Below are 25,301 nucleotides of genomic sequence, written 5' to 3'. Positions count from 1 at the left end.
CATTCAACCATTGCGTAACAACTCTATGGCTTGCTCTTCCGCACACGAGAGGGAAGCCGCCATGTCACGCAATCTGATGACGACGAAGAAATTCGCGCCGCTGTTCTGGACCCAGTTCCTCAGCGCGTTCAACGACAATTTCCTCAAGAATACGCTGATCTTCCTGATCATGGCGCAAATGGCGGCCGAGGGCGGAACCCTGGTGACCGTCGCGGGCGGTATTTTCATCCTGCCGTTCCTGCTGCTTTCGGCCATCGGCGGCGAACTCGCTGACAAGCATGACAAGGCGAAAATGGCGGAGATCTTGAAGCGCTCCGAGATCGGCGTCGCGGCGATCGCAGTCCTCGGCATCGGTTTCTCCTCCATCTGGATCCTGATGCTGGCGCTGTTCGGCTTCGGCGTCGTCTCGGCGCTGTTCGGACCGATCAAATACGGCATCCTGCCTGACCATCTCGAACGCAAGGAACTGCCGCAGGCCAATGCCTGGATCGAGGGCGGCACCTTCATCGCCATCCTTACCGGCACCATCGTCGCAGCATTGGCCTTCAGCAAGGGCGACAATGTCTGGGTCTTCGGTCCGATGATGATGGGCCTGGCCGTGCTCTGCTGGCTGGCAAGCCGCATGATCCCGCCCACAGGCTCCAAGGCGCCCGATCTGATCGTCGACAAGAATGTCTTCCGTTCGAGCTATACGCTGGTCAACGAAATCCGCGCCGACAAGCGCATCTGGCGCTCGGCGCTGATGAACTGCTGGTTCTGGTTCGTCGGCGCCTTTGTCATGACGATGCTGCCGATCATGGTCAACGAGATCCTCGGCGGCTCGGAAATCGTCGTGCCCGCCTATCTCGCCATTTTCGCGATTTCAATTGCGGTGGGTTCTGCCATTGCCGGCTGGATGTCGGCCGGCCGCGTCGTGCTGCTGCCGGCGCCGGTGGGCACTGCCATCATCGCGCTTTTCGGCCTGCATCTCGGCTGGAATCTCTGGGGTCTTGAGTCCACCACACGTGCGACGACGATCACCGGCTTCTTCGCCGGCCCCAATACCATTCGCGTCGCCATCGACCTCGCCGGCATGGCCATCGGCGGCGCCTTCCTTGCCGTGCCCACCTTTGCCGCCATGCAGACCTGGGCGCATGAGGATCGGCGTGCCCGCGTCATCGGTGCCGCCAACGTGCTCTCGGCGCTGTTCATCACCGTTGGCCTTGCTTCGGTCGCCATCCTGCAGGCGGTCGGCGTTTCCATCCCGATGATCATCCTTGGCTTGTCGGTGATCAATCTCGGTATCGCCTGGCTGATGTTGAAGACGCTGCCGACCAATCCATTCCGCGATTTCGTCTCCGTCCTCTTCCGCGCCTTCATGCGGCTTGAAGTCGATGGTCTAGAGAACATGAAGAAGGCGGGCCATGCGCCGATCATCGCGCTCAACCATGTCAGCTTCCTCGACGGTGCGCTGGCACTCGCCATCACCGAGGAAGAGCCGGTCTTCGCGGTCGACTACAAGATTGCCCAGGCATGGTGGGTCAGGCCGTTCCTGAAAATGTGCAAGTTCCTGCCGCTCGATCCGACCAAGCCCATGGCGACCCGTTCGCTGATCAAACTGGTCCAGGACGGCAATCCGATCGGCATCTTTCCGGAAGGCCGTATCTCGGTGACCGGTACGCTGATGAAGGTCTATGACGGCGCCGCAATGGTCGCCGACAAGACCGGCTCCATGGTCGTGCCCGTCCGCATCGACGGCTTGGAAAAGAGCTACTTCTCGCGGCTCTCCGGTGGCCAGGTGCGTCGCCGGCTGTTTCCCAAGGTCAAGGTGACTATTCTTGAGCCGGTGAAGCTCGATGTACCTGCTGAGCTCAAGGGTCGCAAGCGCCGCGTTGCTGCCGGTGCAGCGCTCTACCAGGTGATGTCGAGCCTGATGTTCCGGACGACTGACACGTCAACGACTTTGCTCGAGAAAATCATTGTCACCGCCAAGGAGCGGGGCATGGGCAAGCTCGCGGTCGAGGATCCGGTCACCGGTGCGCTTTCCTATGGCAAGTTGCTGACCGGTGCTGCCGTGCTGGGCGCCAGGTTCCGGACGATGTTTCCGGAGAAAAATCTCGGCGTCATGCTGCCCAACGCCAATGGCGCTGCCGTGACCCTTCTTGCCGTGATGACGGCGGGCAAGGTGCCGGCGATGCTGAACTTCACCGCAGGCGCGGCCAATATTCTCTCTGCCTGCAAGGCGGCCGAGGTCAAGCATGTGCTGACGTCGCGCGCCTTCGTAGCACAAGGAAAGCTTGGCCCGGTTATCGAGGAGATGGAAAAGCACGTCAAGATCGTCTGGCTGGACGACCTCCGCACGCAGATCGGCCTCATGGACAAGCTCAAGGGCTACCTGCACAAGGCAAAGCCGCTTACCAAGCGTGTGGCTGATGATCCGGCGGTGATCCTGTTTACCTCCGGCTCGGAAGGATCGCCCAAGGGTGTGGTGCTGACACATCGCAACATCCTGTCGAATGCCGCCCAGGCCGCCTCGCGCATCGATTTTCACTCGGGCGACAAGGTATTCAACATCCTGCCGGTGTTCCATTCCTTCGGGCTGACCGCAGGCACTGTGCTGCCGCTGATCTCGGGCGTGCCGGTCTATTTCTACCCGTCGCCACTGCACTATCGCATCGTGCCGGAATTGATCTATGCCTCTAATGCCACGATCATCTTCGGCACCGACACCTTCCTCAGCGGCTATGCCCGGACGGCCCATCCCTACGACTTCCGCTCGATCCGCTACATCTTCTCCGGCGCCGAGCCGGTCAAGGCCTCGACCCGCGAGACCTATATGGAGAAATTCGGACTGCGCATTCTCGAGGGCTATGGTGTCACCGAGACGGCTCCCGTCGTGTCGATCAACACGCCGATGTTCAACAAGTCGGGCACTGTCGGCAAGATCATGCCGGATATGGAGTGGAAGCTCGAGCCGGTACCGGGCATCGATGAAGGCGGCCGCCTCTATCTGCGTGGACCCAATGTCATGGCCGGCTATCTGCGCGCCGAAAATCCGGGCGTGCTGGAAACGCTCCCCGACGGCTGGCACGACACCGGCGATATCGTCACTATCGACGATGAAGGCTTCGTCAAGATCCGCGGCCGCGCCAAGCGCTTCGCCAAGATCGGCGGCGAGATGGTGTCGCTGGCAGCGGTCGAGGCATTGGCAGGCCAGCTCTGGCCCGCCCAGCTATCCGTCGTCTCGTCGGTACCGGATGCCAAGAAGGGTGAACGGCTCGTGCTGCTAACCGACGCACCGGGTGCCACGCGCGCCGAGTTCCTGGCCTTTGCCAAATCCAGGGGCGCCATGGACATGATGGTGCCGGCGGATGTCGTGATCGGCAAGGTGCCGGTGCTCGGCTCGGGCAAGGTGGATTTTGTTGCGGCGCGGAACTTGGCGTTGGAGGCAGATAAAGCCAAAGCAGCGTAAGGCTGTTTTTAGCCTGAAGGAGGATCGACATCAGGGCCGGTCCTCTTCCCTCAAAAAGCCCCCTCATCCGCCCTTCGGGCACCTTCTCCCCGCTGGGGAGAAGAGGAAACGCGCTGCACCGGCGGCGCAGGTTCAGCAGTCGAACATGTGGCGAGCTGGCATCGTCGAATTCCCCTCTTCTCCCCAGCGGGGAGAAGGTGGCCGCAGGCCGGATGAGGGGGTCTTCGCCACAAGCACGAAGCCTACGCGAACTTCGTAATCACATTAATCCCGATGTCGCTCGATCCATCCATTGCCATCAGCGCCGGAACGGCCTCCTCAAGGCTGACATGCTTGCCGATCAGCTTCTGCGGAACGAGTTTGCCGGTCTCCAGCATTTCCATCATCGCGCTGTAGCGCCAGGCCTGCATGCCGTGGCTGCCATAAATCTCCAGCTCGTGGCTGATGACCGGACCCATCGGAATGTTGGGCGTTGCGTGCTTGCCGAGCATCAGGCCGACCTGCACATGCCGGCCGCGGCGCCGAAGATTGAGGATCGAGTTGACACAGGTCACCTCATGACCGAGCGCATCGATCGACACATGCGCGCCGCCCTTGGTGATTTCCTTCACCGCCTCAGCGACATTAGCAACCCGGGCGCCGTTGATCGCGGCTACCGCGCCAATCGACTTGGCAAATTCCAACTTGTCGTCGGCGACATCGATGGCGATGACATTGGCGCCGAGTGCGGTGGCAATCATGATAGCCGACAGGCCGACGCCACCGCAGCCATGCACCGCCACCCATTCGCCGGCGCGCGTCTTGCCCTGGTCGACGATGGCGCGGAACGACGTGGCGAACCGGCATCCCAAGCTGGCGGCGGTGGCGAAATCCAGGCTGTCGGGAAGATGAACGAGGTTGGTGTCGGCGTAATCAATCGCCACATATTCGGCAAATGAGCCCCAATGGGTGAAGCCCGGCTGCATCTGGTGCGAGCAGACATGCTGGTGGCCTGAATGGCATTCCTCGCAACGGCCGCAGCCCGATACGAACGGCACCGTGACGCGTTGCCCGACCTTGAAGCGCCGAACGTCCTTGCCGACTGCCGCAATCACGCCCGCGAGCTCATGCCCCGGCACATGCGGCAGCACGATATCGGCATCATGACCCATCCAGCCGTGCCAGTCGCTGCGGCAAAGACCGGACGCCTCGACCTTGATCACCACGCCGTCATTGCCCGGTGTCGGATCGGCGACCATGCGGATTTCAGGGGTTTCGCCGAAGCGCTCGTAATACATCGCCTTCATGATCGTCACCTTTCATTGCGGCACCCACACCGCTTTCTACCCCAGACATGCCACGGCCCACTCGGTCGATAAAGGAGGCGAGAACATGATTTTTGCTGATGCACCGATCAGGCTGATCCATTCCCGGTCATTTGGGCGGCGCTTGCGAACAAATGCGAACATTTATGTTAGGGAATCTTAATGCAAGCATTGCATGTTGCCTTGGGTAAAGCAGGCAGTTCGGCTCACGTCAAAAGGGCAGGTATTTGAGGCGTTCCCGCATCATCGTCCTCGGCATAATACTGGCAAGCATCGGCGCGATCATTCCGATTGTCGCGGTGCTTTACGTCTCATGGATGCTGGCCGTGCAGAAGGAGCAGGACCGGCTCTCTGCCTTTGCCGAGCGCGTCATCATCCGTGCCAATATCTCCGTAGCGGGTGCGGCCGATGCCTTGAAGCAGATCGCGACGTCGAAGGCAGCGCCTTGCTCGGATGAACATATCAGCGAGATGCGCAGGCTGGTGATCGATGCGCCGACGGTCGAGGAAATGGGCTATTTCGAGCACGGCCTGCTGAAATGCACCTCGTGGGGAAGGGTCGATCTACCGATCAGGCGCGTTTCCGGCGACTACGTTACAGACGATCGCATGGAAGTCACGGTCAGCATGCGGCCGATGGTCACCAAGGGCAGGCCGAAAATGGCGCTGCAACTTGGCTCCTATAACGCATTGGTCGAGCCGTCCCGCTTCGTGGATGTGATCGCCGACGAGGGGATAGGTTTTGCTATCGCCGGCCAAAACGGGGCGCTCATCAGCCAGAAGGATATCAGCGATCCAGAATTGCTGGCGAGTTTTCAGACCAAGCCGAAAACCGGCCTTGATCAGAACAATCTCTTCGCGGTCGCGCGTGGCAACGGATGGACCGCGCTGGCCGCCGAGCCGCGCGAAGACATGCTCTCCAATCTTCGCCGCGAGCAGATGCTGCTGTTGCCGGTCGGTCTTTTCATTGCGGCCTTCATTGTTGGCCTCGTCATCTGGGCGTCGCGAAAGCGGCTGTCGCCGCTGGCCGAACTGTCGCTGGCGGTACAGAAGCGCGAATTCATCGTCCACTATCAGCCTATCGTCGAACTGAAGACGGGGATCTGCATCGGCGCCGAAGCACTTGTGCGCTGGCGGCGGCCGGATGGATCGCTGGTGCGACCCGACCTGTTCATTCCACTCGCCGAGGAAAGTGGACTGATCATGCCGATCACCGATCAGGTCATCGAATGCGTCATCCGTGACCTCGGGGAGACACTGGTTGCCGACCGCTCGCTGCATATCGCAATCAATCTCGCAGCTGAAGATATCAAGAGCGCACGCATTCTTCCCGTCGTGAGCCGGATGCTGCTTGGCACGGGCATTCAAACGAACCAGATATGGCTTGAGGCCACCGAACGCGGTTTCATGGATATCGAGTCTGCGCGCGCGACGATTATCCAGGCCCGCGAAATGGGACATGCCGTTGCGATCGACGATTTCGGCACCGGCTACTCCAGTCTGCAATATCTGCAAGGCCTGCCGCTCGACGCCTTGAAGATCGACAAATCGTTCATCGATACGATCGGTCGGGACACGGCAAAAGGCCTTGTAGTGCCGCACATCATCGGCATGGCAAAAGAGCTCAATCTCTTCATCGTGGCGGAGGGTGTCGAAACCCCGGAACAGGCGAGCTATCTCGCCGACCACGACGTCGAATTCGGCCAGGGATGGCATTTCTCCAAGGCGCTGCCCACGGAAGAATTCATCACTTTCCAGCGCGAGCGCCGGGCGAAGTATGGTGCCGCGACGGAAATTCTGAAACGGGTGGCAGCCTAGAAACCGCGCTTGGACTTCTTCTCCAGCACGACCGAGATGTCCTTCCAGCCGTCATCAAGCCTGTTGTAGGCCGCCTGGACGATATCGACATCATTGGCAAGGCCGACGCCAGCGAGGCTGTTCATCACGTCGCCGATCTCGACAACCACTTCACCAGCCGGCTTGGCATACACCTCCACCGTCTTGGCGCGAATCGTCTCGACGGGGCCGCCCATGGCGCGAAACAGTTCCAGCGCTTCTTGCAGGAAATGGCTCCGGCGCTTGTCCTTGTCCATGACCGACTGCTCACCGTAGCGAGCATACAGCAGTTCAAGTGCTCTATTTTGAAATTCACTCATAATAACCTCAAGCTAAAACTTGCCGAAGGGGCAGTGCGGTCACGTTTACAATCATCATCAAAGGCTACGATTCTCGGGAGATGTGTACGCGTATTTAGTCGCAAGTTTCTTAACATTTGACTTAATCGGCCACCTGAAAAATGTCCTGATTTCATAGCATTTGCTGCATCTTCAGGATCCAGCAGATTTTCGCCAGCAGTGCAAATCAATAAGGCCTGACGTCTTCCGGCTTGCCATCGCGGATATGGTCGTCGTCTTCCGGCTTGTCGTCCTCGAATTGCGGCTCGCGGCGTTCCGCTGGCTTTTGTTCGGCGATGACATCATCGCGCATTGGACGTTCGACGACGGGCTCGGGCTCGAATTCATCCTTGCTGTCGATGAGGTCGTCGAGGTCGTTCCGCACCGGATCGACTGGTTCGAATGGCTCTGCCGCCCGCACCGGTTCTACGGGCGTCGCGGCGCGAGCGGGCTCGGCCGCACGACGGATGGCGGGCGCAGGCTCCGGCTCATCGACGGGAGCCCATTTCTCCAAGCGCTTGGCCCAGAAATTGTCCCAGGCGCGCCCGAGCCGCGTGCGGCTGCGCGGGAACGGCGCCAGCAGCGCAAACAGCAGGCCCAGCACGGCAGGCGAGAAATCGAGCGCCAGCTGCAGCGCGATGTAACCCATTAGGCTGCCAGCATAGGAAACCACCGCCCAGAAGGGGCGCAACGGCACGAACACCGGCACGCTGTTGGCATCCTGCGCCTGTTCGGCCGAAGCCAACGGCGACTGCCGTTCGCCATGGAAATAGCGATCGATGAAGGGAATGGTCTCGATGCGGTTTTCGACCGGAATTCGGAATTCGGGGCTGTTCTTCTTGGCGTTGATATCGACCTCCGCGCTTTCGGCGGCGTCGTCGATCGAGGCGACCAGCGTGTTGATCTGGGTGAGGATGACATCCTTCTTGGAGAGCGTGCAGGCAGACCAGCCGGAGAAGAACGCATCGGAATTGACCGTGGCGCTGGTTTCCTTGACGAAGGTCTTGACGCTCGGAAGCGCCGAGGAATTGTCCGTCTCGACGATCTTGCGGCGGATCTGGTCCGCTTGTGCTGCGAGTTCCGGCTGGATGTCCTCGAGTTTGCCCTCCGGCTTGCGGATGCGCGCACGCAGTTGCTCGATCTCGGACTTGATGTCCTGGTTGGCGTTCTTGCGCGTCGTGACAATGTCGAGAATCGTCGCCGTACGGGATGCCGAATCGGTATAGAAGGTCCAGAGCGAGCCTTTGCCAGCGCCGCAGCCCTGGCCGGTCTTTTCCTCGCTCAGCGCCGCAGCATTCAATTGATTGGACATATATTGCAGCGCGCCGGAAAGCCGGTTCGCCTCGATCGCACGGATACCGTCGACACGGCGCTCATAGGCGTCGAGAACGTCGGCATACCAGAGATTATGGGCGCGGATGCCCTCGGTACCGCCGACGCCGATGATGCCGAACACGGTGTGGATGGCGAGCGTCAGCGGCACAAGCACGATCAGGCCGGCGATGAAGCCGAACAGCCGTGAGATCATGTTCGTTGCAAGCCGGATGCGCAGGAAGACGAAGTTCCAGCCCGCCCAGATGATCAGTGCTGCCAGCGCCGAAAGCCCGATCGGAACGCCGTATTGTACCAGCGGCGGATCGAGCGGATCGACGATCTCATGATGAAAGCCGATGGCCGTGGTGGCAAATGAACCGACCATCGCGGCACCGGTGACGAAGGAGGCAATCTGGTACCAGCCGTGCGAGGGCAGGCTGCGGAGTTCGGCCTTGCGATGGGTGGCCGCCGCGCGCACCTCGAGATAATCCAGCCGTTCTTCCGGCGTCATGCCCTCGAGGCGCTTGTAGGGCGAAAACCAGACCATCAGGGCGCGATAAAGCGCTAGAAAGATCGCGGTGAAGATCAGCCAGACCTGCCACTCGGCGATCGCATTGTCCTCACCCTTGATCGTGTCGTAAATGGCGACTGCGGCAGCAAAGCCGCCGGCATACATGCCGAGAATGGTGAGCACGTTCAGCAGACGCATTTCGCCGCCGCGCATCCACAGCCCGATTGCCAGACCGGCGAGGCAGAGGATGATCAGCAGGATCTGAATGGTCGCCAGCGGGGTCACGAGCGACAGGACGTGCCATGCGATGAAAACGCCGAGAACGAAAGCGCAGACTGCATAGATGCGCCCGTGCCAGGCTGCCAGGAATCCTCCGGCTGCCTCGAACCAAGTTTCGATCGTATTTTTCATGGATTTCCCGTCTCTTTGACCCTGATTCGGCGTCCCCACGCTGAATCTCTCGACTATTTGTGGGTCTTTCCCTGCAATGCAAGGGTTTTCGCTTGCGCGCGGCATGCGACTCCCAAATATCTCTGCTGCAGCGCCGAATAACCAATAGTTCATCCACGTTTTGTAAGAACAATAAGACCGGCTTTGTGCTATTTCGGCTGCAAACAGGGCACGCTTGGGGAGAGGGACATGAGCTACACAGAAACGACAACGACATCCTGGTTCACGCGCATCAAGAACGCGCTGGTCGGTATCCTGATCGGGATCGTCCTGATCCTGGCTGCCATCTATTTCCTGTTCTGGAATGAGGGCCGGGCGATCCAGACATACCGGGCGCTGGTCGAAGGTGCCGGGCTCGTCGTCTCTGTCGACAGCGCCAAGGTCGATCCGGCCAATGAAGGCAAGGAAATTCACATCACCGGGCCTGTGAAGGCGCAGGGCACGATCGCCGACGACCAGTTCGGCATCCAGGCCGATGGCGCGCTGGCGATCAGCCGCGACGTCGAGATGTACCAGTGGGTGGAAAAATCCGAGAGCAAGACCGAGAAGAATCTCGGCGGCAGCGAAGAAACAACCACGACCTACTCCTATTCCAAGGAGTGGAGTTCCCGCCAGGTCGATTCGTCTGATTTCAAGGTACCGGGCGGTCACGAAAATCCCGGCTTCGTTGTCGACGCCTCGCGATACGTCGTTGATTCAGCCACTGTTGGCGCCTTCACCCTGCCGGGCAACCGCGTTGCCAATCTCGGCGATGAAAAGCAGATCCGCCTGAGCGATGCCGATGTCTCGCGCATTTCCGGCAACATTGCCACCGGCAAGCCGGTCAAGCTCAACCAGGGCGACATCTATCTCGGCTCTTCCGCGACCTCGCCACAGATCGGCGACATGAAGATCCGCTTCGAACGTACCGACCTTGCCGAAGCAAGCTTCGTCGGCGCCCAGAAGGGCGATATGATTGTCGCCTTCACGACCAGCAACGGTCGGGAAGTCTTCCTTGGCGCTGCCGGCAAGCAGGACGCGGATGCGATGTTCAAGCAGGCACAGCTGGAAAACACCATCATCACCTGGCTGATCCGTGCCGGCGGCCTGCTTGGCCTGTTCATCGGCTTCAAGCTGATGACGATGATCCTTCCCGTGCTGGGCGACGTCATCCCTTTCATCGGCTCGATCGTTGGATTCGGCACGACGGTTCTGGCGCTGATCTTTACTGTCATCGTCGGCCCGGTCGTTATCGCCATCGGCTGGTTCGCCTACAGGCCTTTGCTGGCGATCTCGATCATTGGGGTGGGCGTCTTGCTGGCAGTGGCTTTCATCTACCTCCGGCGCAAGTCGCTGTCGGCAGCCGCGCCGACGCAGCCGACACTCGGCCGAGCAGGTTAGAAACTGGAAGGCCGGATGACCCCATCCGGCCTTTTCGATTGAGCGAGAGGCGCATTTGACATTCTTTGCGGGTAAGCTGATCTGGTTGGTACTCCAGCCATTGTCGCTGGTATTTTTCCTCCTCATCGTCGCAGCGTTCGTACGGTTCATCGGGCGGCGAAAGCTTGCGGCGGCAATGTCCTTGCTGGCTACATTGCTCCTGTTTGTGACGTTGTTCACGTCAACCGGTGCCTGGGCGCTGCAGGTGCTGGAGGACCGACACACCCGCCCGGCAATGCCGGAAAGGCTCACTTGCATGGTCGTCCTCGGCGGCGCCTTCGATCTCGAAGTGACGGCCGGCCGCGGTGGCATGGAGATGAACCAGTCCGCCGATCGCTTCATTGAGGCAGCGCGGCTCGCCCGGCTCTATCCGGACGCCAAGATCCTTGTCTCAGGCGGCGATGGCTCGTTCTCGGGCGACTACAAGGGCGATGCCGAGCTTGCCGGCGATTTCTTCTCGGCAATGGGCGTCGATCCCAACCGCGTCATCCGCGAGACGGCATCGCGCAACACGGCGGAAAATGTCTCCGAGACCAAGGCGCTACTCGAAAAGAACGGCTTGGCGGATTGCCTGTTGATCACCTCGGCCTATCATATGCCTCGCGCCAGGGCTCTGTTCGACGCGGCGGGCGTGACGACGAGCCCGTGGCCTGCCGATTACAGATCGAGCGGCAAGATCAAGCTCGGCCTCGATTTTACCCAACCGACGCTCAACAGCCAGCTGATCTCGACCGCCGCGCGCGAATGGCTGGCACTGCTCAATTCATATCTGACAGGCAAGACGTCCCGGCTGGTGCCGTAGCGGAACGTTTCCGACTGGCATGCGATTGACAAGCCTGCCGATGCGGCGTTGCCTGACGGAAGGGGGAATGCCATGACGATTCGCGAGTATCTTGACTACCTGGCCATTTTTTTCTTTGCCTGTACGGGTGCGCTGTCGGCAAGCCGCAAGCAACTTGACCTGATTGGCTTCATATTTCTTGGCGCGATAACAGGCATAGGCGGCGGCACCCTGCGCGACGTACTCTTGGACCAGCCGGTCTTCTGGGTGAAGAACACCAACTACATTGTCCTCTGCGTCATCGCCGGCGTCGTCGTCTTCTTCACGGCGCACCGTTTCGAGTCGCGATACAGGCTGCTGCTGTGGCTCGATGCGATAGGGATGTCGGCTTACGCCGCACTCGGGGCATTCAAGGGGTTGACGGCGACGGGTTCGCCCGTAGTTGCCATCGTCACCGGCGTGCTGACAGCAACTTTCGGCGGCATCCTGCGCGATATCGTGGCAGGAGAGCCTTCCGTGCTGCTGCGTCCGGAAATCTATGTCTCGGCGGCGCTGGCCGGTGCGGCAGTCTACACGGCGGCGGACTCGCTCGGGCTGAGCCAGCCGGTCTGCTTTGCGCTCGCTATGTTGACGGCATTCATCATCCGCGGCGGCGCGTTGCGCTATGGCTGGACATTCCCGGTCTACAAGGGCAGGCCGGGGAGGGATCCCAAGGATATTCGTTGACGTTTCAGCGCTTTTCGCGCAGCCGGATCACCACGTCGACATGGGAGATTTCCATTCCTTTGGGCGGTTCCGGCAGGTTCTCGATGGTGATGTTCGAAAGCGGAATATCGAGGACCTCGTTGCGGCCTTCGATGAAGAAGTGGTGATGGTCGGACACGTTGGTGTCGAAATAGGTGCGGTTGCCTTCGACGGCAAGCACGCGGATCATCCGGGCTTCAGTGAACTGGTGCAACGTGTTGTAGACGGTGGCAAGCGACACATCGATGCCGGCATCCGCCGCTTCTTCGTGCAGCTCTTCCACGGTCAGGTGGCGATCACCCTTGGCATAGAGCAGGCTCGCAAGCGCCATGCGCTGGCGCGTCGGCCGCAATCCTGCGTGCCGCAATCTTGCCTCGGTCTTTGTCGAATGTTCACCAGCCGTCAATGCTGAGCTCCACGTCCATAAAATAGGAGTATTTTGGTCAACGATATATAGGCTGCCGCCAGCGCTTTCAACAGATTTTCGCCTTTCGCGCGATTGCAGGCGCTTGAAAACACCGATTTGAGTTGGCTTTTTGCAGACGCATCCTATATTGGCGGCACTGAGATGCCTCGGCATGGCCGCCGGAGCGATAAAAAATTTCAAGAAAAGGGGGGATAGCCTTTTATGGCCGTTCAACAATCAAGCTACTCCTATGATGAGATTCTAACCTGTTCTCATGGGAAAATGTTTGGACCGGGCAATGCGCAGCTACCATTGCCGCCGATGCTGATGTTCAACCGGATCACCGAAATCTCCGAAACCGGAGGCCCCAATGACAAGGGTCTGATCCGCGCCGAATTCGACATCACCCCTGATCTCTGGTTCTTCGCGTGCCATTTCGAAGGCGATCCCGTCATGCCCGGCTGCCTCGGCCTCGATGCCATGTGGCAGCTGACTGGCTTCTATCTGGGCTGGCTGAACGAGCCCGGCAAGGGCCGCGCCATCTCCACCGGCGAAGTCAAGTTCACCGGCATGGTGACGCCCAAGACCAAGCTCGTCGAATACGGCATCGATTTCAAGCGCGTCATGCGCGGCCGTCTCGTGCTCGGTATTGCCGACGGCTGGATGAAGGCCGACGGCGAAGTCATCTACAAGGCAACCGACCTCAAGGTCGGACTGTTCCAGGAAAAGGCGGCCTGAGGCACAACAGCCTCGGCCCAAATTCTAACCATTGAAGGTCTGATATCATGAGACGTGTCGTCGTCACCGGTCTGGGGATCGTGTCTTCCATCGGCAATGATGCCGCCGAGGTCACCGAATCCCTGCGCAACGCCAAATCCGGCATCTCGCGTTCCGAGGATTTCGCAGAGCATGGCTTCAAGTGCCAGGTCTGGGGTTCGCCCAAGCTCGACGTGACGGGCATGGTCGATCGCCGCGCCACGCGGTTCCTGTCACAGGGCGGCCAGTGGAACCACATTGCCATGCTGCAGGCGATTGCCGATTCCGGCGTCGAGGAGAGCGATATCTCCAACGAACGTACCGGTATCATCATGGGCTCCGGCGGACCGTCCACCCGGCAGATCGTCGAGGCCGCCGACCTTACCCGGCAGAACAGCAGCCCAAAGCGGATCGGCCCGTTCGCTGTACCGAAGGCGATGTCTTCGACGGCATCGGCGACCCTTGCCACCTGGTTCAAGATCCACGGCGTCAACTATTCCATCTCGTCGGCCTGCTCGACTTCGGCCCATTGCATCGGCAACGCAGCCGAAATGATCCAGTGGGGCAAGCAGGATATGATGTTCGCCGGCGGCCATGAGGACCTCGACTGGACGATGTCGAACCTCTTCGACGCCATGGGCGCCATGTCCTCGAAGTACAACGATACGCCATCGACCGCTTCGCGCGCCTATGATGTCAGCCGCGACGGCTTCGTCATCGCCGGCGGCGCGGGCGTCGTCATTCTCGAAGAATTGGAACACGCCAAGGCGCGTGGTGCCAAGATCTATTGTGAACTGACCGGCTATGGCGCGACCTCCGACGGCTACGACATGGTGGCTCCGTCCGGCGAAGGCGCCATCCGCTGCATGCGTCAGGCACTGTCGACCGTCAAGACCAAGGTCGACTACGTCAACACCCATGGCACATCGACACCGGTGGGCGACTCCAAGGAAATCGGCGCGATCCGCGAAGTGTTCGGCGCTGAGATGCCGCATATCCAGTCGACCAAGTCGCTGACCGGCCATTCGCTGGGCGCGGCCGGCGTTCAGGAAGCCATCTACTCGATCCTGATGATGCAGAACAAGTTCATCGGCGAAAGCGCCCACATTGAAACGCTCGATCCGGAATTCGAGGGCGTGCCGATCGTTCGCAAGCGCGTCGACAATGCCAAGATCGACACCGCGCTTTCGAATTCCTTCGGCTTCGGCGGCACCAACGCCACGCTCGTGTTCGAGCGCCTTAATGGGTAACGCAATGACGGGCATCATGCAGGGAAAACGCGGCCTGATCATGGGGGTCGCCAACAACCACTCTATCGCCTGGGGCATTGCCAAGACGCTTGCCGCCCAGGGTGCCGAACTTGCCTTCACCTATCAGGGCGATGCTCTGGAAAAGCGGGTGCGGCCGCTGGCGGCCGAGGCCAACTCGGATTTCCTCCTCGAATGCGACGTCGAGAATCTCCAGTCGGTCGATAACGTTTTCTCGTCGCTTGAGGCGCGTTGGGGTGGCTTGGATTTCGTCGTCCATGCCATCGGTTTTTCCGACAAGAACGAGCTCAAGGGTCTCTATGCAGACACCACGCGCGACAACTTCACGCGTACCATGGTGATCTCCTGCTTCTCGTTTACCGAAGTTGCCAAGCGCGCGGCCAACCTGATGGGCGAGGGCGGCTCGATGCTGACGCTCACCTATGGTGGTGCCGTTCGCCTGATGCCGAACTACAATGTCATGGGTGTCGCCAAGGCGGCGCTCGAGGCTTCGGTGCGCTATCTCGCCGGCGATTACGGCCCGCGCGGAATTCGCGTCAACGCTATCTCGGCAGGCCCGATCCGTACCTTGGCCGGCGCCGGTATTTCGGATGCCCGCGCCATGCTCAATTGGCAGCAGAAAAACTCGCCGCTGCGTCGCACGGTGACGATCGACGATGTCGGCAATTCCGCCCTTTACCTGCTGTCCGGCATGTCGGCCGGCGTGACCGGCGAGATCCATTACGTGGATTCGGGCTACAACATCACCTCGATGCCGACGCTGGAATCGCTCGGCAAGGGTGACGCCGACTAAGGTTTTCGACCGACATTTGAAGATAGAAAAACCCGGCAGACGTTACCGTCGCCGGGTTTTTTAATGGTGGTGCCGCAAGTGGTCCGCCGCCTTCTTGTATTGCCCCAGCGCCGGAAGGCGGCGCATAGAATTCCTTTAGAAGGCACCTGCGGCACCTGGCCGGAAACGGCCCTGCAAGGAACCAAGCGGCTCCTAACGTTCCCGGCCAAGTGCGCTTGCCCAATGGATGCGGGCAAGTGTGCGTTCCAACTGGCGACAGGCGGAGGTCGGAGGTGACCGCCGCACGTCGTCGCGCTGTGGTGAGAAAAGTACCGGGTGCTGCAAATCGTCCGTCGCCTCGGATGCCATCGGATACACGCGCCGGGAGGGAGTGGCGCAAAAACAATTCCTGGCTTCGATCTGCAGCACCCTATCGAGGTCAGCACATCATGTGCGACCCCGATAAAGCATTTCCGGTTTGGAGTTTCCGCCTGCTCGAAAGCCACGGAACCACCGGAGATAAAATGGGTGCTGCAAGCAATCCGCCGCCCACGGACATCCGGAATTTTCTGCGTCGGGAGGGAGAAGACGCATCGAACCCCGTAAACACTTGCAGCACCTAACCGGGAAGGACTATTTACCTTCGATCCCGATCAGGCCTTGCGAGACTGCGATGCCGATCGCATGCAGCCTGTTGCGCGCACCAAGCTTGCGCTCGGCGCAGTAGAGGAGAATTTCGATTTCTTTCTCGCTGACGCTCAATTCCTGGCCGATATGGGTCGACCGGTGGCCATTTGCGGCGAGCTTCAGGCAATCAATTTCCATACTTGTGAGTTCAATTTCATCGTCGGTGGAACTCAGCTTCAGGCCATTCTGGTTCATCGTCATACCGTTTCGTGTTGCGTACAGCGCCATTCCTCCTTGGACTGCGGATATATTTGAAATGCACTTCATTATTCCGGTATGAAACGTTTACGGGCTTCCGTCAGATATCGCCGCTTCGGAGAAAGTCCTCTCGAAGCGGTTTACAATAACCAGTCTCATTGCGGATTGACGCTGTAATAGATTGAAAGATGTTGCAGCGCATTCACCGGGGGCGCCATTATTTTGAACAGATGCTAAAAGTTTTGGCGTCAAATGTGAATTTGACTGGACAAGCGGGTGCGTCCGTCAGCCATTCTGACGCAAATTTGATCGTTAGACCGCTGTCTTGCGATAATCCCGCGGTGTCTTTCCGAACCACCGGACAGTGGAGCGCGTAAAGGCGCTGGAGGCAGAATATCCCAGGCGTTGGGCAATTTCTCCGGCACTCAGGTCGGTTTCGCTCAATAGCTTGTCGGCGAGATCACGGCGCACTTCGTCGCGCAGATCGTTGAGGCTCGTGCCTGCGTCCGCCAGCCTTCGCTGCAGGGTGCGTTCGGAAACCCTAAAGTATTCAGCAGCTTCGGTTAGATTGACATTGTTGGCGGCGACGTGAAGCAGCAGGTACTCCTTCAGATCGTCGGAGAAATTGCGGTCCTGGGGCAGTTCCGAGCGCAGCGACCGGCATTGCAGGTCCATGAGCCGGAACAGCCGAGCATCGCCGCGCGGATTGCGCACCGAGTAGAGTTCGGGCGGCAAGCGAACGCTGTTGACGTTGCGGTCGAAGCTGATCTTGCGCGAGATCTTCTCGCGATAAAGCGTGGGATTCTTCGGCTTGGGCCGCTCCAGGCCAATGTCGACAAGGTCGATCTGGCTGCCGAGAATGACGCGAAGGGTTTTCATGAGCAAGCCCGCGCCCATATCAATGTACTGATTACGCTTAACAATCAGTGGAGAGTAGGAGAAGAACACCTCAATGCCGTTCTCGTTGATGGTGAACTTGCTGTAGCTTTTGGCGGACACATATTGCTGGTGTTCGCCGAAGAACTGGAAGAAGTCGAATGCTGTGGGCGCCGTCATCAGCCCATATCCATAAGGACCCGTCGATCCAGATTTGAAGTAGTCGCAACTCTTCAGGCCGAACGTATCATCGTTGGCTATCAGCGCGCAGGTCTCAAGCAGCCGGCACAGCCGCTCAAGCGCGATGCGGCCGGTCAGGTCGCTGAAGGTGGTGGGGTCAATATCCAGCGCCCGACAGATCGGCACTATGTCGATACCGTAGCCAGCCGCACACTCACCTATCGCGGATGCCAGTCCGGAAGGCGCGGTATAGCGGTCAACTTCGGTTTCTCGTCGGACGGGCATTGGCGGCCAAGGGTAAGATTATGGCATGGAATGTTAACACGGATTTTCTGAAATGTCTTGCTTGTAACAAGTCTAAGATTTTTTAAGCTTAAAATACATGGTAATATACTGAATTAATAGAGAAAAATTCATTTTTCCTGTGAAAAGACTTGGCGATCTTAAAGATCGAAATCAGGTTTTCTGGAACGAACCGTACAACTTCTGCGGCAGAAATCATGCCTCTATGCAGAATCTTCACGCCAGCCTTGCGGAACTGAACGGCCTGTTTCACTGCTGCCATATTCCCCGCGACGCAAAGTGGCGTCGCATCGCCAGGATAACTTCTCGCCGCCGATTACTTCTTGCCCGACAGCACTTTATAACGTGCGTTGCGGGCAACTTCGCCGCTGGTCTTGAAGTGTTCTTTCAGGAATGGTTCGTAGGGCAGGCCGCGATTGGCGACCAGCAGCAGCTCTCCACCTGACTTAAGCGCGTTGGAGGCGGTCTTGATCATTGCCTGGCCAAGCTGCGGTTCAGCGGCGTGGCCCTCGTGAAAGGGCGGGTTCATGACGATGAGATCATACTTGTTCTTGACCTCTTCTCGTGCCAGATCCTGCCAGAAATACCGGGCGCTGAGTTTTGGCGCCAGGCGGTTGATATTGGCGCGGGCGGCCTCCATCGAGGCGTGGTCGGCTTCATAGAGGTCGATACCCTCGATCTCGGGAGACGCAGCATGGAGTTCGGCTGTCAGGAAGCCCCAGCCGGCACCGAAATCGGCCGCCAGCTTCTTGAAACCCTTGGGAAGGTAGCGCGCCAGAAACACCGAGCCGGCATCGGCTTCGCCATGTGAGAACATGCCTGGATTGGTCAGGAACTTGCCGGCCACGGATTCGGCCGGATTGCTCAACGCCTTGATAGCATCGCCGGCGTCCGACGGATGGGTGAACCAGAAGACCTGCGCATGATACTTGGCGAGGTGCTCGGTCTCGAGACCGAGCGCGCCGACCCGCTTGCGCAGCGACTGAATGCCGTCTTCCTTGGAGCCGGCGATCAGGATCCGCGCGCCGACCTTGGTGCGCTTGATCGCATCGGCAATGAAATTCTCGTTCTGGCCGCGGTGACGCGTGAGCATGATCAGCGCCATGTCGTAGTCATCGCCCTCGACGAAAGGCTGGGCCTCGATGCCGCGACGGACCAGGCCGTTATAGAGCGGACGGAACGCCTGCACTGCCGTGATCGCGCCCTCGAAACCCTCCGGCAGATCATAGCCTGCCTCGGCGCCGAGAAAGAGCACGCGCTCGTCCTTGGGGGGCGGGGTGAGCTCCATCGTCACGAAGGGATGAAAAAGGGTCTTTACGGCGTCGCGGGTCATGGTGCGGTCTTTTCTAACGGAACTTCGATCAAATAGAAGATTTGAAGGAATGAAAAAAGGCGCGGGATTTTCTCCCGCGCCTCATATTGATGGAGCGAGAAGGCTTATTCGCCGTCGTCGTTCTTCTTGTCCTGGGCAATTTCCTTGCCGGTGGCCTGGTCGATGATCTTCATCGACAGGCGAACCTTGCCGCGCTCGTCGAAGCCGAGCAGCTTGACCCAGACCTTCTGGCCTTCCTTGACAACATCACCGGTCTTGGCGACGCGCTCGGAAGCCAGCTGCGAGATGTGCACAAGGCCATCGCGCGGGCCGAAGAAGTTCACGAAAGCGCCGAAATCGGCGATCTTGACGACCGTGCCTTCATAGATCTGGCCGATTTCCGGCTCGGCGACGATCGAATGGATCCACTTGCGGGCCGCTTCGATTTCCTTGCCCGAGGCCGAGGCGATCTTGATCGTGCCGTCGTCTTCGATGTTGATCTTGGCGCCGGTCTTTTCGACGATCTCACGGATCACCTTGCCGCCCGAACCGATGACTTCACGGATCTTGTCGACCGGGATCTGCATGGTTTCGATGCGCGGGGCAAATTCGCCGAGCTGGCCACGGCTCTCGGAGAGCGCCTTGGCCATCTCGCCGAGAATGTGCAGGCGGCCGTCCTTGGCCTGGCTCAGCGCCACCTTCATGATCTCTTCGGTGATGCCTTCGATCTTGATGTCCATCTGCAGCGCAGTGATGCCGCCATCGGTACCGGCCACCTTGAAGTCCATGTCGCCGAGATGATCTTCGTCGCCGAGGATGTCAGAAAGAACGGCAAAGCGTGCATCTTCCTTGATCAGGCCCATGGCAATGCCAGCAACCGGCTTGGCAAGCGGAACGCCGGCATCCATCAGAGCGAGCGAGGTGCCGCAGACGGTTGCCATCGAGGACGAGCCGTTGGACTCGGTGATCTCGGAGACGACACGCAGCGTGTAAGGGAAGGCTTCAGCGGTCGGCAGCATCGGGTGCACAGCGCGCCATGCGAGCTTGCCATGGCCGATTTCACGACGACCCGGGGAACCCATGCGTCCGGTTTCGCCAACCGAGTAGGGAGGGAAGTTGTAATGCAGCATGAACTTTTCTTTGTACATGCCGGTCAGGGAATCGACATACTGTTCGTCGTCGCCGGTGCCGAGCGTAGCAACCACGATCGCCTGGGTCTCGCCGCGCGTGAACAGCGCCGAACCATGGGTACGCGGCAGGATGCCGACTTCGGAAACAATCGGGCGAACCGTTTCCAGATCGCGACCGTCGATGCGGCTCTTGGTGTCGAGGATGTTCCAGCGAACGATCTTGGCCTGCAGTTCCTTGAATACGGAGCCGATAACGTCGGACGGATAGGTGCTGACACCTTCGGCATCGACGAAATGCGCCTTGACCTTGGCCTTGACGGCATCGACAGCAGCGTAGCGAACAGCCTTTTCGGTGTTCTTGTAGGCGGCGCGCAACTCGGTCTCGGAGATCTTCAGCATTTCAGCTTCGAGAGCCGAATGGTCCGGAGCAGTGAAGTCACGCGGCTCCTTGGCGGCAGCTTCGGCAAGCTTGATGATCGCGTCGATCACCGGCTGGAAACCACGATGGCCGAACATGACGGCGCCGAGCATGACTTCTTCGTTCAGTTCCTTGGCTTCGGATTCGACCATCAGAACGGCTTCGGATGTGCCGGCGACGACGAGGTCGAGGACGCTTTCGTCCATCTCGTCGTGATGCGGGTTGAGCACGTATTCGCCGTTGATGTAGCCGACGCGCGCGCCACCGATCGGGCCCATGAACGGAACACCGGAAAGGGTCAGAGCTGCGGAAGCGGCTACCATCGACAGCACGTCCGGATCGTTCTCGAGGTCATGCTGCATGACGGTGACGACGACCTGGGTGTCGTTCTTGTAGCCGTCCGGGAACAGCGGGCGGATCGGGCGGTCGATCAGGCGGGAAACCAGCGTTTCCTTTTCCGACGGACGGCCTTCGCGCTTGAAGTAGCCGCCCGGGATCTTGCCGGCGGCATAGGTCTTTTCCTGGTAGTTGACGGTCAGCGGGAAGAAATCCTGGCCGGCCTTCGGCTCCTTGGCGGAGACGACAGTGGCGAGCACGACGGTTTCGCCATAGGTGGCGAGCACGGCGCCGTCAGCCTGGCGGGCGATCTTGCCCGTTTCCAGGATGAGCGGGCGGCCGGCCCATTCGATTTCGACCTTGTGGGTTTCAAACATGTTTTGTCCTTTGTGTGCGCGAATATGCGATCGCAAGGCGATCCACATCCGCTTTCATTTGGGCACATCACGGGCAAGACAGCGGGATGTTTCATTGACGGTCCGGCCAAAGCCTGCCGGGAAACATTCTGCAATCCTGCCCCATGATGAGCGGGTGGCAGTTCCTGAAAATGCCGGCCTATCCGGCTCTCAGGTTTCCGGCGAGATGCCGGAGAAATGAAAACGGCGGAAAGGCCCGAGGCCCTTCCGCCGAAGAGTTTTTAGCGGCGAATGCCAAGAGCACCGATCAACTTGGTGTAACGGCTTTCGTCCTTCTTCTTGAGATAATCAAGAAGCGAACGACGGCTCGAAACCATCTTGAGAAGGCCACGGCGGGAATGGTTGTCCTTTTTGTGGGCCTTGAAGTGATCGGTCAGGGTGTTGATCCGCTCGGTCAAAATCGCGACCTGCACTTCCGGAGAACCAGTGTCACCGGAAACGGTTGCGAATTGGGCGATGAGTTCAGCTTTACGCTCTGTAGTCAGCGACATCGAGCAATCCTTTCGAATTTTGGATTTTTAAGACGCCCAAAGCCGGGATGTCGTCCAGCTCTGGCCAGTGAAAGCAACGAGTAATCGTGTGCTGGCGCGGCCTATAGACGAATTTTAGACAAAAGGGAAGGGGCGGGGGGATTTAACCAAAGTGCAGGCTTTCACGGTGTGTAATGCCAGACCGATATCCATCGGCCCGGCGCCTCGCGCCTCAACCAAACACCCGTCTCGGCCGGAATTCGCCTTCCTCGATCGCGCCGATGGCGATCAACTCGCCCTTGGCGGTCGCATAGGCTTCCGGCGCAGGCAGCGGGGCATCGCGGCCGCGCAGGATGATCGGGTTGCCCGAACGCAGGCGCTGGGCCTGGTCGTCGCTGATGGCGAGATGCGGCAGTGCCGACAGCGCTTCCGACGTGCCGATCAGGAATGCGTCGAGCGCAGCGAGCCGTTCATCCATATCCTCGATAGCTTCCAAGGCCACCAGGTCAGAAAGCGGCACCATCTTGTCTTCGTCGAACGGCGCAACGAAGGAGCGGCGCAGCTCAGAGATATGGCCGTAGCAGCCGAGTTCGCGGCCGAAATCGCGGGCCAGCGACCGGACATAGGTTCCCTTGCCGCATTCCACCGCAAACCAGGCGCGATCGGGCTCGGTCTTGAGCAGCATCAGGCTATGGATTTCCACTTCACGGGCAGGGATCTCGACGGTCTCGCCGGCGCGCGCCATGTCATAGGCGCGCTCGCCAGCGATCTTGATCGCCGAGAACTGCGGCGGGATCTGCTCGATCACCCCGGTATAGTTCGGAAGCAAGTTCCGGATCGCTTGTTCGGTGGGACGATTCTCGGTGGACTGGGTGACTTCGCCCTCGAGGTCGTCGGTCGACCGTTCTTCGCCCCAGGCGACGGTGAATTCATAGATCTTGCGGCCGTCCATGACGTAGGGCACGGTCTTGGTGGCATCGCCAAGTGCGATCGGCAGCATGCCGGAGGCCAGCGGATCGAGCGTGCCGGCATGTCCTGCCTTCTGCGCCTTGAACAGCCACTTGATCTTGGAGACGGCTTCCGTCGAGCCGAAATCCACCGGCTTGTCGAGAATGAGCCAGCCTGAAATCGGCCGGCCTTTGGGTTTTCTGGGCTTCGACATGCTCAGTCTTGGTCTTCCTGTTCGTCGCGCACGAGGTCGCGCTGGACTTCCGGCGATTTCAGCAATTCGTCGATCTTGCGGAAATTCTCGAAGCTGGTGTCGTCCTTGAAACGCACTTCCGGCATGTACTTCATCTGGCGCAGCGCGCCGCCGATCCTGCCGCGGATGAATTTCGTGTGGCGGTTAAGCGCCTTGACGATCTCGTCGTGGTTTGTCGCACCGAGCGGGGTGACATAGGCGGTGGCCACCTTGAGATCCGTCGACATGCGCACTTCCGAAATCGATACGACAGCGCTCTCGAGCACGGGATCGTTGATCTCGCGGCGCTGCAGCACCTGTGTGACTGCGGAACGGACTTGCTCGCCCACCCGCAGCATGCGCTGCGACGGAGCGGAATTTGTTGGTTTAGACATGGTGTTTCCAATGGGCCGAAACGGCCGACAATCAAGCGCGGTCCAATGAACCTTTTGCGGCCAAAGGTCAAGTCCGGAGCGGAAAACGGCGGAAGAAGCCGAGCCGTCCGAAATTAAAATCTATTATATCCATATACAATATGATAATTGTTGTTTACCTGCCTTTGTTCGCTGCTAGGATGCTGTCGATTTCAAACACGGGGCCACCCCGATACTGAGGAGATATAGTGATGACCCTGTTTCGCCGCACATTTCTCGGCCTTGCCGCTGCGCTGACACTCGCCGTGCCGGCCTTTGCCGCTGATCTCTCCGAGATCCGCATCGATTTCGCCACCTATAATCCCGTCAGCCTGCTGCTCAAGAAGCAGGGCCTGCTGGAGAAGGAATTCGCCAAGGACGGCATTTCGATCCGCTGGGTGCAGTCGGCCGGTTCCAACAAGGCGCTGGAGTATCTCAAGTCCAACTCGATCGATTTCGGTTCGACCGCCGGTGCCGCTGCTCTCATCGGCCGCGTCAACGGCAATCCCATCAAATCGATCTACACCTATTCGCGGCCGGAATGGACGGCACTTGTGACACGCGCCGACACCGGCATCACCAAGGTCGCCGATCTCAAGGGCAAGACCGTCGCGGTGACCCGTGGTACCGACCCGCACATTTTCCTTGTCCGCGCGCTCGCCGATGCCGGCCTGACGGAGAAGGACGTGACGCTGGTCCTCCTGCAGCACGCCGATGGCAAGCTGGCGCTGTTGCGCGGCGATGTCGATGCATGGGCAGGCCTTGATCCGCTGATGGCGTCCGCCGAAGTCGAATCCGGCGCCAAACTCTTCTACCGCAAACCTGAGAACAACAGCTGGGGCATCCTCAACACCCGCGAGGATTTCGCCGCCGCCCATCCCGATATCATCCGCCGTGTCCTGGCGACCTATGAAAAGGCTCGCGCCGAGGCGCTCAAGGATCCAGCAGCCCTTCAGACCGCCTTGGAAGAGGTGGCCAAGCTGCCGGCGCCGGTAATCGCCAAGCAGCTTGAGCGCACCGATCTCTCCTATTCCAAGATCGGCGATGAGCAGAAGGCGACCATCCTTGCGGCAGGCCTTGCATTGCAGAAGGCCGGCGTGTTTCCGCCGGAGACGGATGTGAAGGGAACTGTCGATCAATTGGTTGACCCGTCCTTCTCGCAGGACCTCGGGCAGTAAGGTTATCGTCGATGGCCGTCGCGGATACGCCGTCAAAAGCTGAACAGGGTGCGCGCGTAGCAAGCGTGAGGCGCGGTGGAACCAACGCCGCGCTCTCGTGGATACCGCGATCTCTGATCGTCCCGGTGATTCTCATCGCACTGTGGGAACTGGCGGTCCGCCTCGGCATCGCATCGGGCGAATTGATGCCGCCGCCCTCGGCCGTGCTCAAATCGGTGTGGTCGCTTGCCAAGTCGGGCGACCTCACCACGCATATATCAGCGACTTCGATCCGGGTGTTTGCCGGCTTTCTGTTCGGCGCCGCTGCCGGTACAGTTCTAGGTGCGCTGACCGGTTACTTCCGGCCGCTGCGTGACCTGCTTGACCCGTCTATCCAGGCACTGCGCTCCATCCCCTCAATCGCATGGGTGCCGCTGTTCATCCTGTGGCTTGGCATCTTCGAGGCGTCGAAAGTGACCTTGATTGCCGTCGGCGTATTCTTCCCGGTCTATCTCGGCGTCTCCACCGGCGTTATCGCCGCTGATCGCAAACTGGTCGAAGTCGGTCGCATCTTCAATCTCTCCGGCTTCCAGCTCGTGCGGCGCATCCTGCTGCCGTCGATGATCCCAGGCTATGTCGTGGCGCTGCGCAGCGGCCTCGGCCTTGGTTGGATGTTTGTCGTCGCGGCCGAGTTCATGGGCGCATCCGAGGGACTGGGTTACCTGCTGGTCGATGGCCAGCAACTCGGCAAGCCCGACCAGATTCTTGCCGCAATCCTGATCTTCGCCATTATCGGCAAGCTCAGCGATGCGGCGCTGGTCGCCATATCAGCACCCTTCCTGCGTTGGCAGGACAACTTTCAGCCGGGAGCCTGAC

The 25,301-nt window shown here is 59.6% G+C and carries 21 protein-coding genes; 10 read left to right on the top strand and 11 right to left on the bottom strand.

The window, feature by feature from the left end; genetic code table 11:
- Positions 1–61: 61 nt before the first annotated feature.
- Positions 62–3,451 carry an acyl-[ACP]--phospholipid O-acyltransferase gene (locus ACXHRN_RS20055; protein WP_488638063.1) on the top strand — a complete coding sequence of 1,130 codons (3,390 nt, stop codon included), beginning with the start codon at positions 62–64 and terminating at the stop codon, positions 3,449–3,451.
- A gap of 242 nt (positions 3,452–3,693) precedes the next feature.
- Here the strand turns inward: ACXHRN_RS20055 and ACXHRN_RS20050 are convergent, their stop codons facing one another.
- A complete protein-coding gene (locus ACXHRN_RS20050) occupies positions 3,694–4,737 on the bottom strand; it encodes a zinc-dependent alcohol dehydrogenase family protein (protein WP_488638062.1) in 1,044 nt (347 codons plus the stop codon).
- A gap of 245 nt (positions 4,738–4,982) precedes the next feature.
- Between ACXHRN_RS20050 and ACXHRN_RS20045 the strand changes: the two genes are divergently transcribed.
- Positions 4,983–6,572, top strand: coding sequence for an EAL domain-containing protein (locus tag ACXHRN_RS20045; protein WP_488638061.1), 1,590 nt, complete (start codon positions 4,983–4,985; stop codon positions 6,570–6,572).
- On the opposite strand, the gene ACXHRN_RS20040 is transcribed toward ACXHRN_RS20045, so the two are convergent.
- On the bottom strand, positions 6,569–6,910 hold the full coding sequence (locus ACXHRN_RS20040) for a hypothetical protein (protein ID WP_488638060.1): 342 nt from the start codon (positions 6,908–6,910) through the stop codon (positions 6,569–6,571). The two genes, ACXHRN_RS20045 and ACXHRN_RS20040, sit on opposite strands and share 4 nt — an antisense overlap.
- A gap of 205 nt (positions 6,911–7,115) precedes the next feature.
- Complete coding sequence (locus ACXHRN_RS20035) at positions 7,116–9,164, bottom strand: hypothetical protein (RefSeq protein WP_488638059.1); 2,049 nt, start codon at positions 9,162–9,164, stop codon at positions 7,116–7,118.
- A gap of 228 nt (positions 9,165–9,392) precedes the next feature.
- On the opposite strand from ACXHRN_RS20035, the gene ACXHRN_RS20030 reads away from it, so the two are divergent.
- From ACXHRN_RS20030 to ACXHRN_RS20020, 3 genes are all read left to right on the top strand, one after another.
- Positions 9,393–10,583, top strand: coding sequence for a TMEM43 family protein (locus tag ACXHRN_RS20030; protein WP_488638058.1), 1,191 nt, complete (start codon positions 9,393–9,395; stop codon positions 10,581–10,583).
- Between the two features lie 55 nt (positions 10,584–10,638).
- Positions 10,639–11,424 carry a YdcF family protein gene (locus tag ACXHRN_RS20025; RefSeq protein ID WP_488638057.1) on the top strand — a complete coding sequence of 262 codons (786 nt, stop codon included), beginning with the start codon at positions 10,639–10,641 and terminating at the stop codon, positions 11,422–11,424.
- Between the two features lie 72 nt (positions 11,425–11,496).
- Entirely contained in the window at positions 11,497–12,129 is a 633-nt protein-coding gene (locus tag ACXHRN_RS20020) for a trimeric intracellular cation channel family protein (protein WP_488638056.1), read from the top strand.
- 4 nt (positions 12,130–12,133) lie between these two features.
- Here the strand turns inward: ACXHRN_RS20020 and irrA are convergent, their stop codons facing one another.
- On the bottom strand, positions 12,134–12,553 hold the full coding sequence (irrA, locus tag ACXHRN_RS20015) for an iron response transcriptional regulator IrrA (protein ID WP_488638055.1): 420 nt from the start codon (positions 12,551–12,553) through the stop codon (positions 12,134–12,136).
- Between the two features lie 222 nt (positions 12,554–12,775).
- On the opposite strand from irrA, the gene fabA reads away from it, so the two are divergent.
- Genes fabA through fabI form a run of 3 tightly spaced genes read left to right on the top strand, consistent with a single transcriptional unit; the run spans position 12,776 to position 15,370 of the window.
- Positions 12,776–13,291: a 3-hydroxyacyl-[acyl-carrier-protein] dehydratase FabA gene (fabA, locus tag ACXHRN_RS20010; RefSeq protein WP_488638054.1), complete on the top strand. Its 516-nt coding sequence runs from the start codon at positions 12,776–12,778 to the stop codon at positions 13,289–13,291.
- Between the two features lie 47 nt (positions 13,292–13,338).
- On the top strand, positions 13,339–14,559 hold the full coding sequence (gene fabB / locus ACXHRN_RS20005; RefSeq protein ID WP_488638053.1) for a beta-ketoacyl-ACP synthase I: 1,221 nt from the start codon (positions 13,339–13,341) through the stop codon (positions 14,557–14,559).
- 4 nt (positions 14,560–14,563) lie between these two features.
- Positions 14,564–15,370 carry an enoyl-ACP reductase FabI gene (gene fabI / locus ACXHRN_RS20000; RefSeq protein ID WP_488638052.1) on the top strand — a complete coding sequence of 269 codons (807 nt, stop codon included), beginning with the start codon at positions 14,564–14,566 and terminating at the stop codon, positions 15,368–15,370.
- A 612-nt stretch (positions 15,371–15,982) separates the two neighbouring features.
- On the opposite strand, the gene ACXHRN_RS19995 is transcribed toward fabI, so the two are convergent.
- The 7 genes from ACXHRN_RS19995 to rbfA form a co-directional block, all read right to left on the bottom strand.
- A complete protein-coding gene (locus ACXHRN_RS19995) occupies positions 15,983–16,264 on the bottom strand; it encodes a response regulator transcription factor (protein WP_488638051.1) in 282 nt (93 codons plus the stop codon).
- 282 nt (positions 16,265–16,546) lie between these two features.
- Positions 16,547–17,575, bottom strand: a complete 1,029-nt coding sequence (locus ACXHRN_RS19990) for a helix-turn-helix domain-containing protein (protein ID WP_488638050.1) — start codon at positions 17,573–17,575, stop codon at positions 16,547–16,549.
- 334 nt (positions 17,576–17,909) lie between these two features.
- A complete protein-coding gene (locus ACXHRN_RS19985) occupies positions 17,910–18,926 on the bottom strand; it encodes a class I SAM-dependent methyltransferase (protein WP_488638049.1) in 1,017 nt (338 codons plus the stop codon).
- Between the two features lie 104 nt (positions 18,927–19,030).
- Positions 19,031–21,166, bottom strand: a complete 2,136-nt coding sequence (gene pnp, locus ACXHRN_RS19980) for a polyribonucleotide nucleotidyltransferase (RefSeq protein WP_488638048.1) — start codon at positions 21,164–21,166, stop codon at positions 19,031–19,033.
- Positions 21,167–21,426: 260 nt separating this feature from the next.
- Positions 21,427–21,696 carry a 30S ribosomal protein S15 gene (gene rpsO, locus ACXHRN_RS19975; RefSeq protein ID WP_488638047.1) on the bottom strand — a complete coding sequence of 90 codons (270 nt, stop codon included), beginning with the start codon at positions 21,694–21,696 and terminating at the stop codon, positions 21,427–21,429.
- 211 nt (positions 21,697–21,907) lie between these two features.
- The gene (truB, locus tag ACXHRN_RS19970; protein ID WP_488638046.1) at positions 21,908–22,837 is read right to left on the bottom strand and encodes a tRNA pseudouridine(55) synthase TruB; all 930 of its coding nucleotides are present in this window, start codon (positions 22,835–22,837) and stop codon (positions 21,908–21,910) included.
- Positions 22,838–22,839: 2 nt separating this feature from the next.
- Positions 22,840–23,250, bottom strand: coding sequence for a 30S ribosome-binding factor RbfA (rbfA, locus tag ACXHRN_RS19965; RefSeq protein WP_488638045.1), 411 nt, complete (start codon positions 23,248–23,250; stop codon positions 22,840–22,842).
- Between the two features lie 230 nt (positions 23,251–23,480).
- Here rbfA and ACXHRN_RS19960 point away from each other — a divergent pair, with 230 nt between their 5' ends.
- Together ACXHRN_RS19960 and ACXHRN_RS19955 are read left to right on the top strand one after the other, a co-directional pair.
- A complete protein-coding gene (locus ACXHRN_RS19960; protein ID WP_488638044.1) occupies positions 23,481–24,446 on the top strand; it encodes an aliphatic sulfonate ABC transporter substrate-binding protein in 966 nt (321 codons plus the stop codon).
- 11 nt (positions 24,447–24,457) lie between these two features.
- On the top strand, positions 24,458–25,300 hold the full coding sequence (locus ACXHRN_RS19955) for an ABC transporter permease (RefSeq protein ID WP_488638043.1): 843 nt from the start codon (positions 24,458–24,460) through the stop codon (positions 25,298–25,300).
- Position 25,301: the final 1 nt, after the last annotated feature.

Source organism: Shinella sp. OV683 (assembly GCF_057787725.1).
This window is presented reverse-complemented; position numbering and strand designations above follow the sequence as displayed.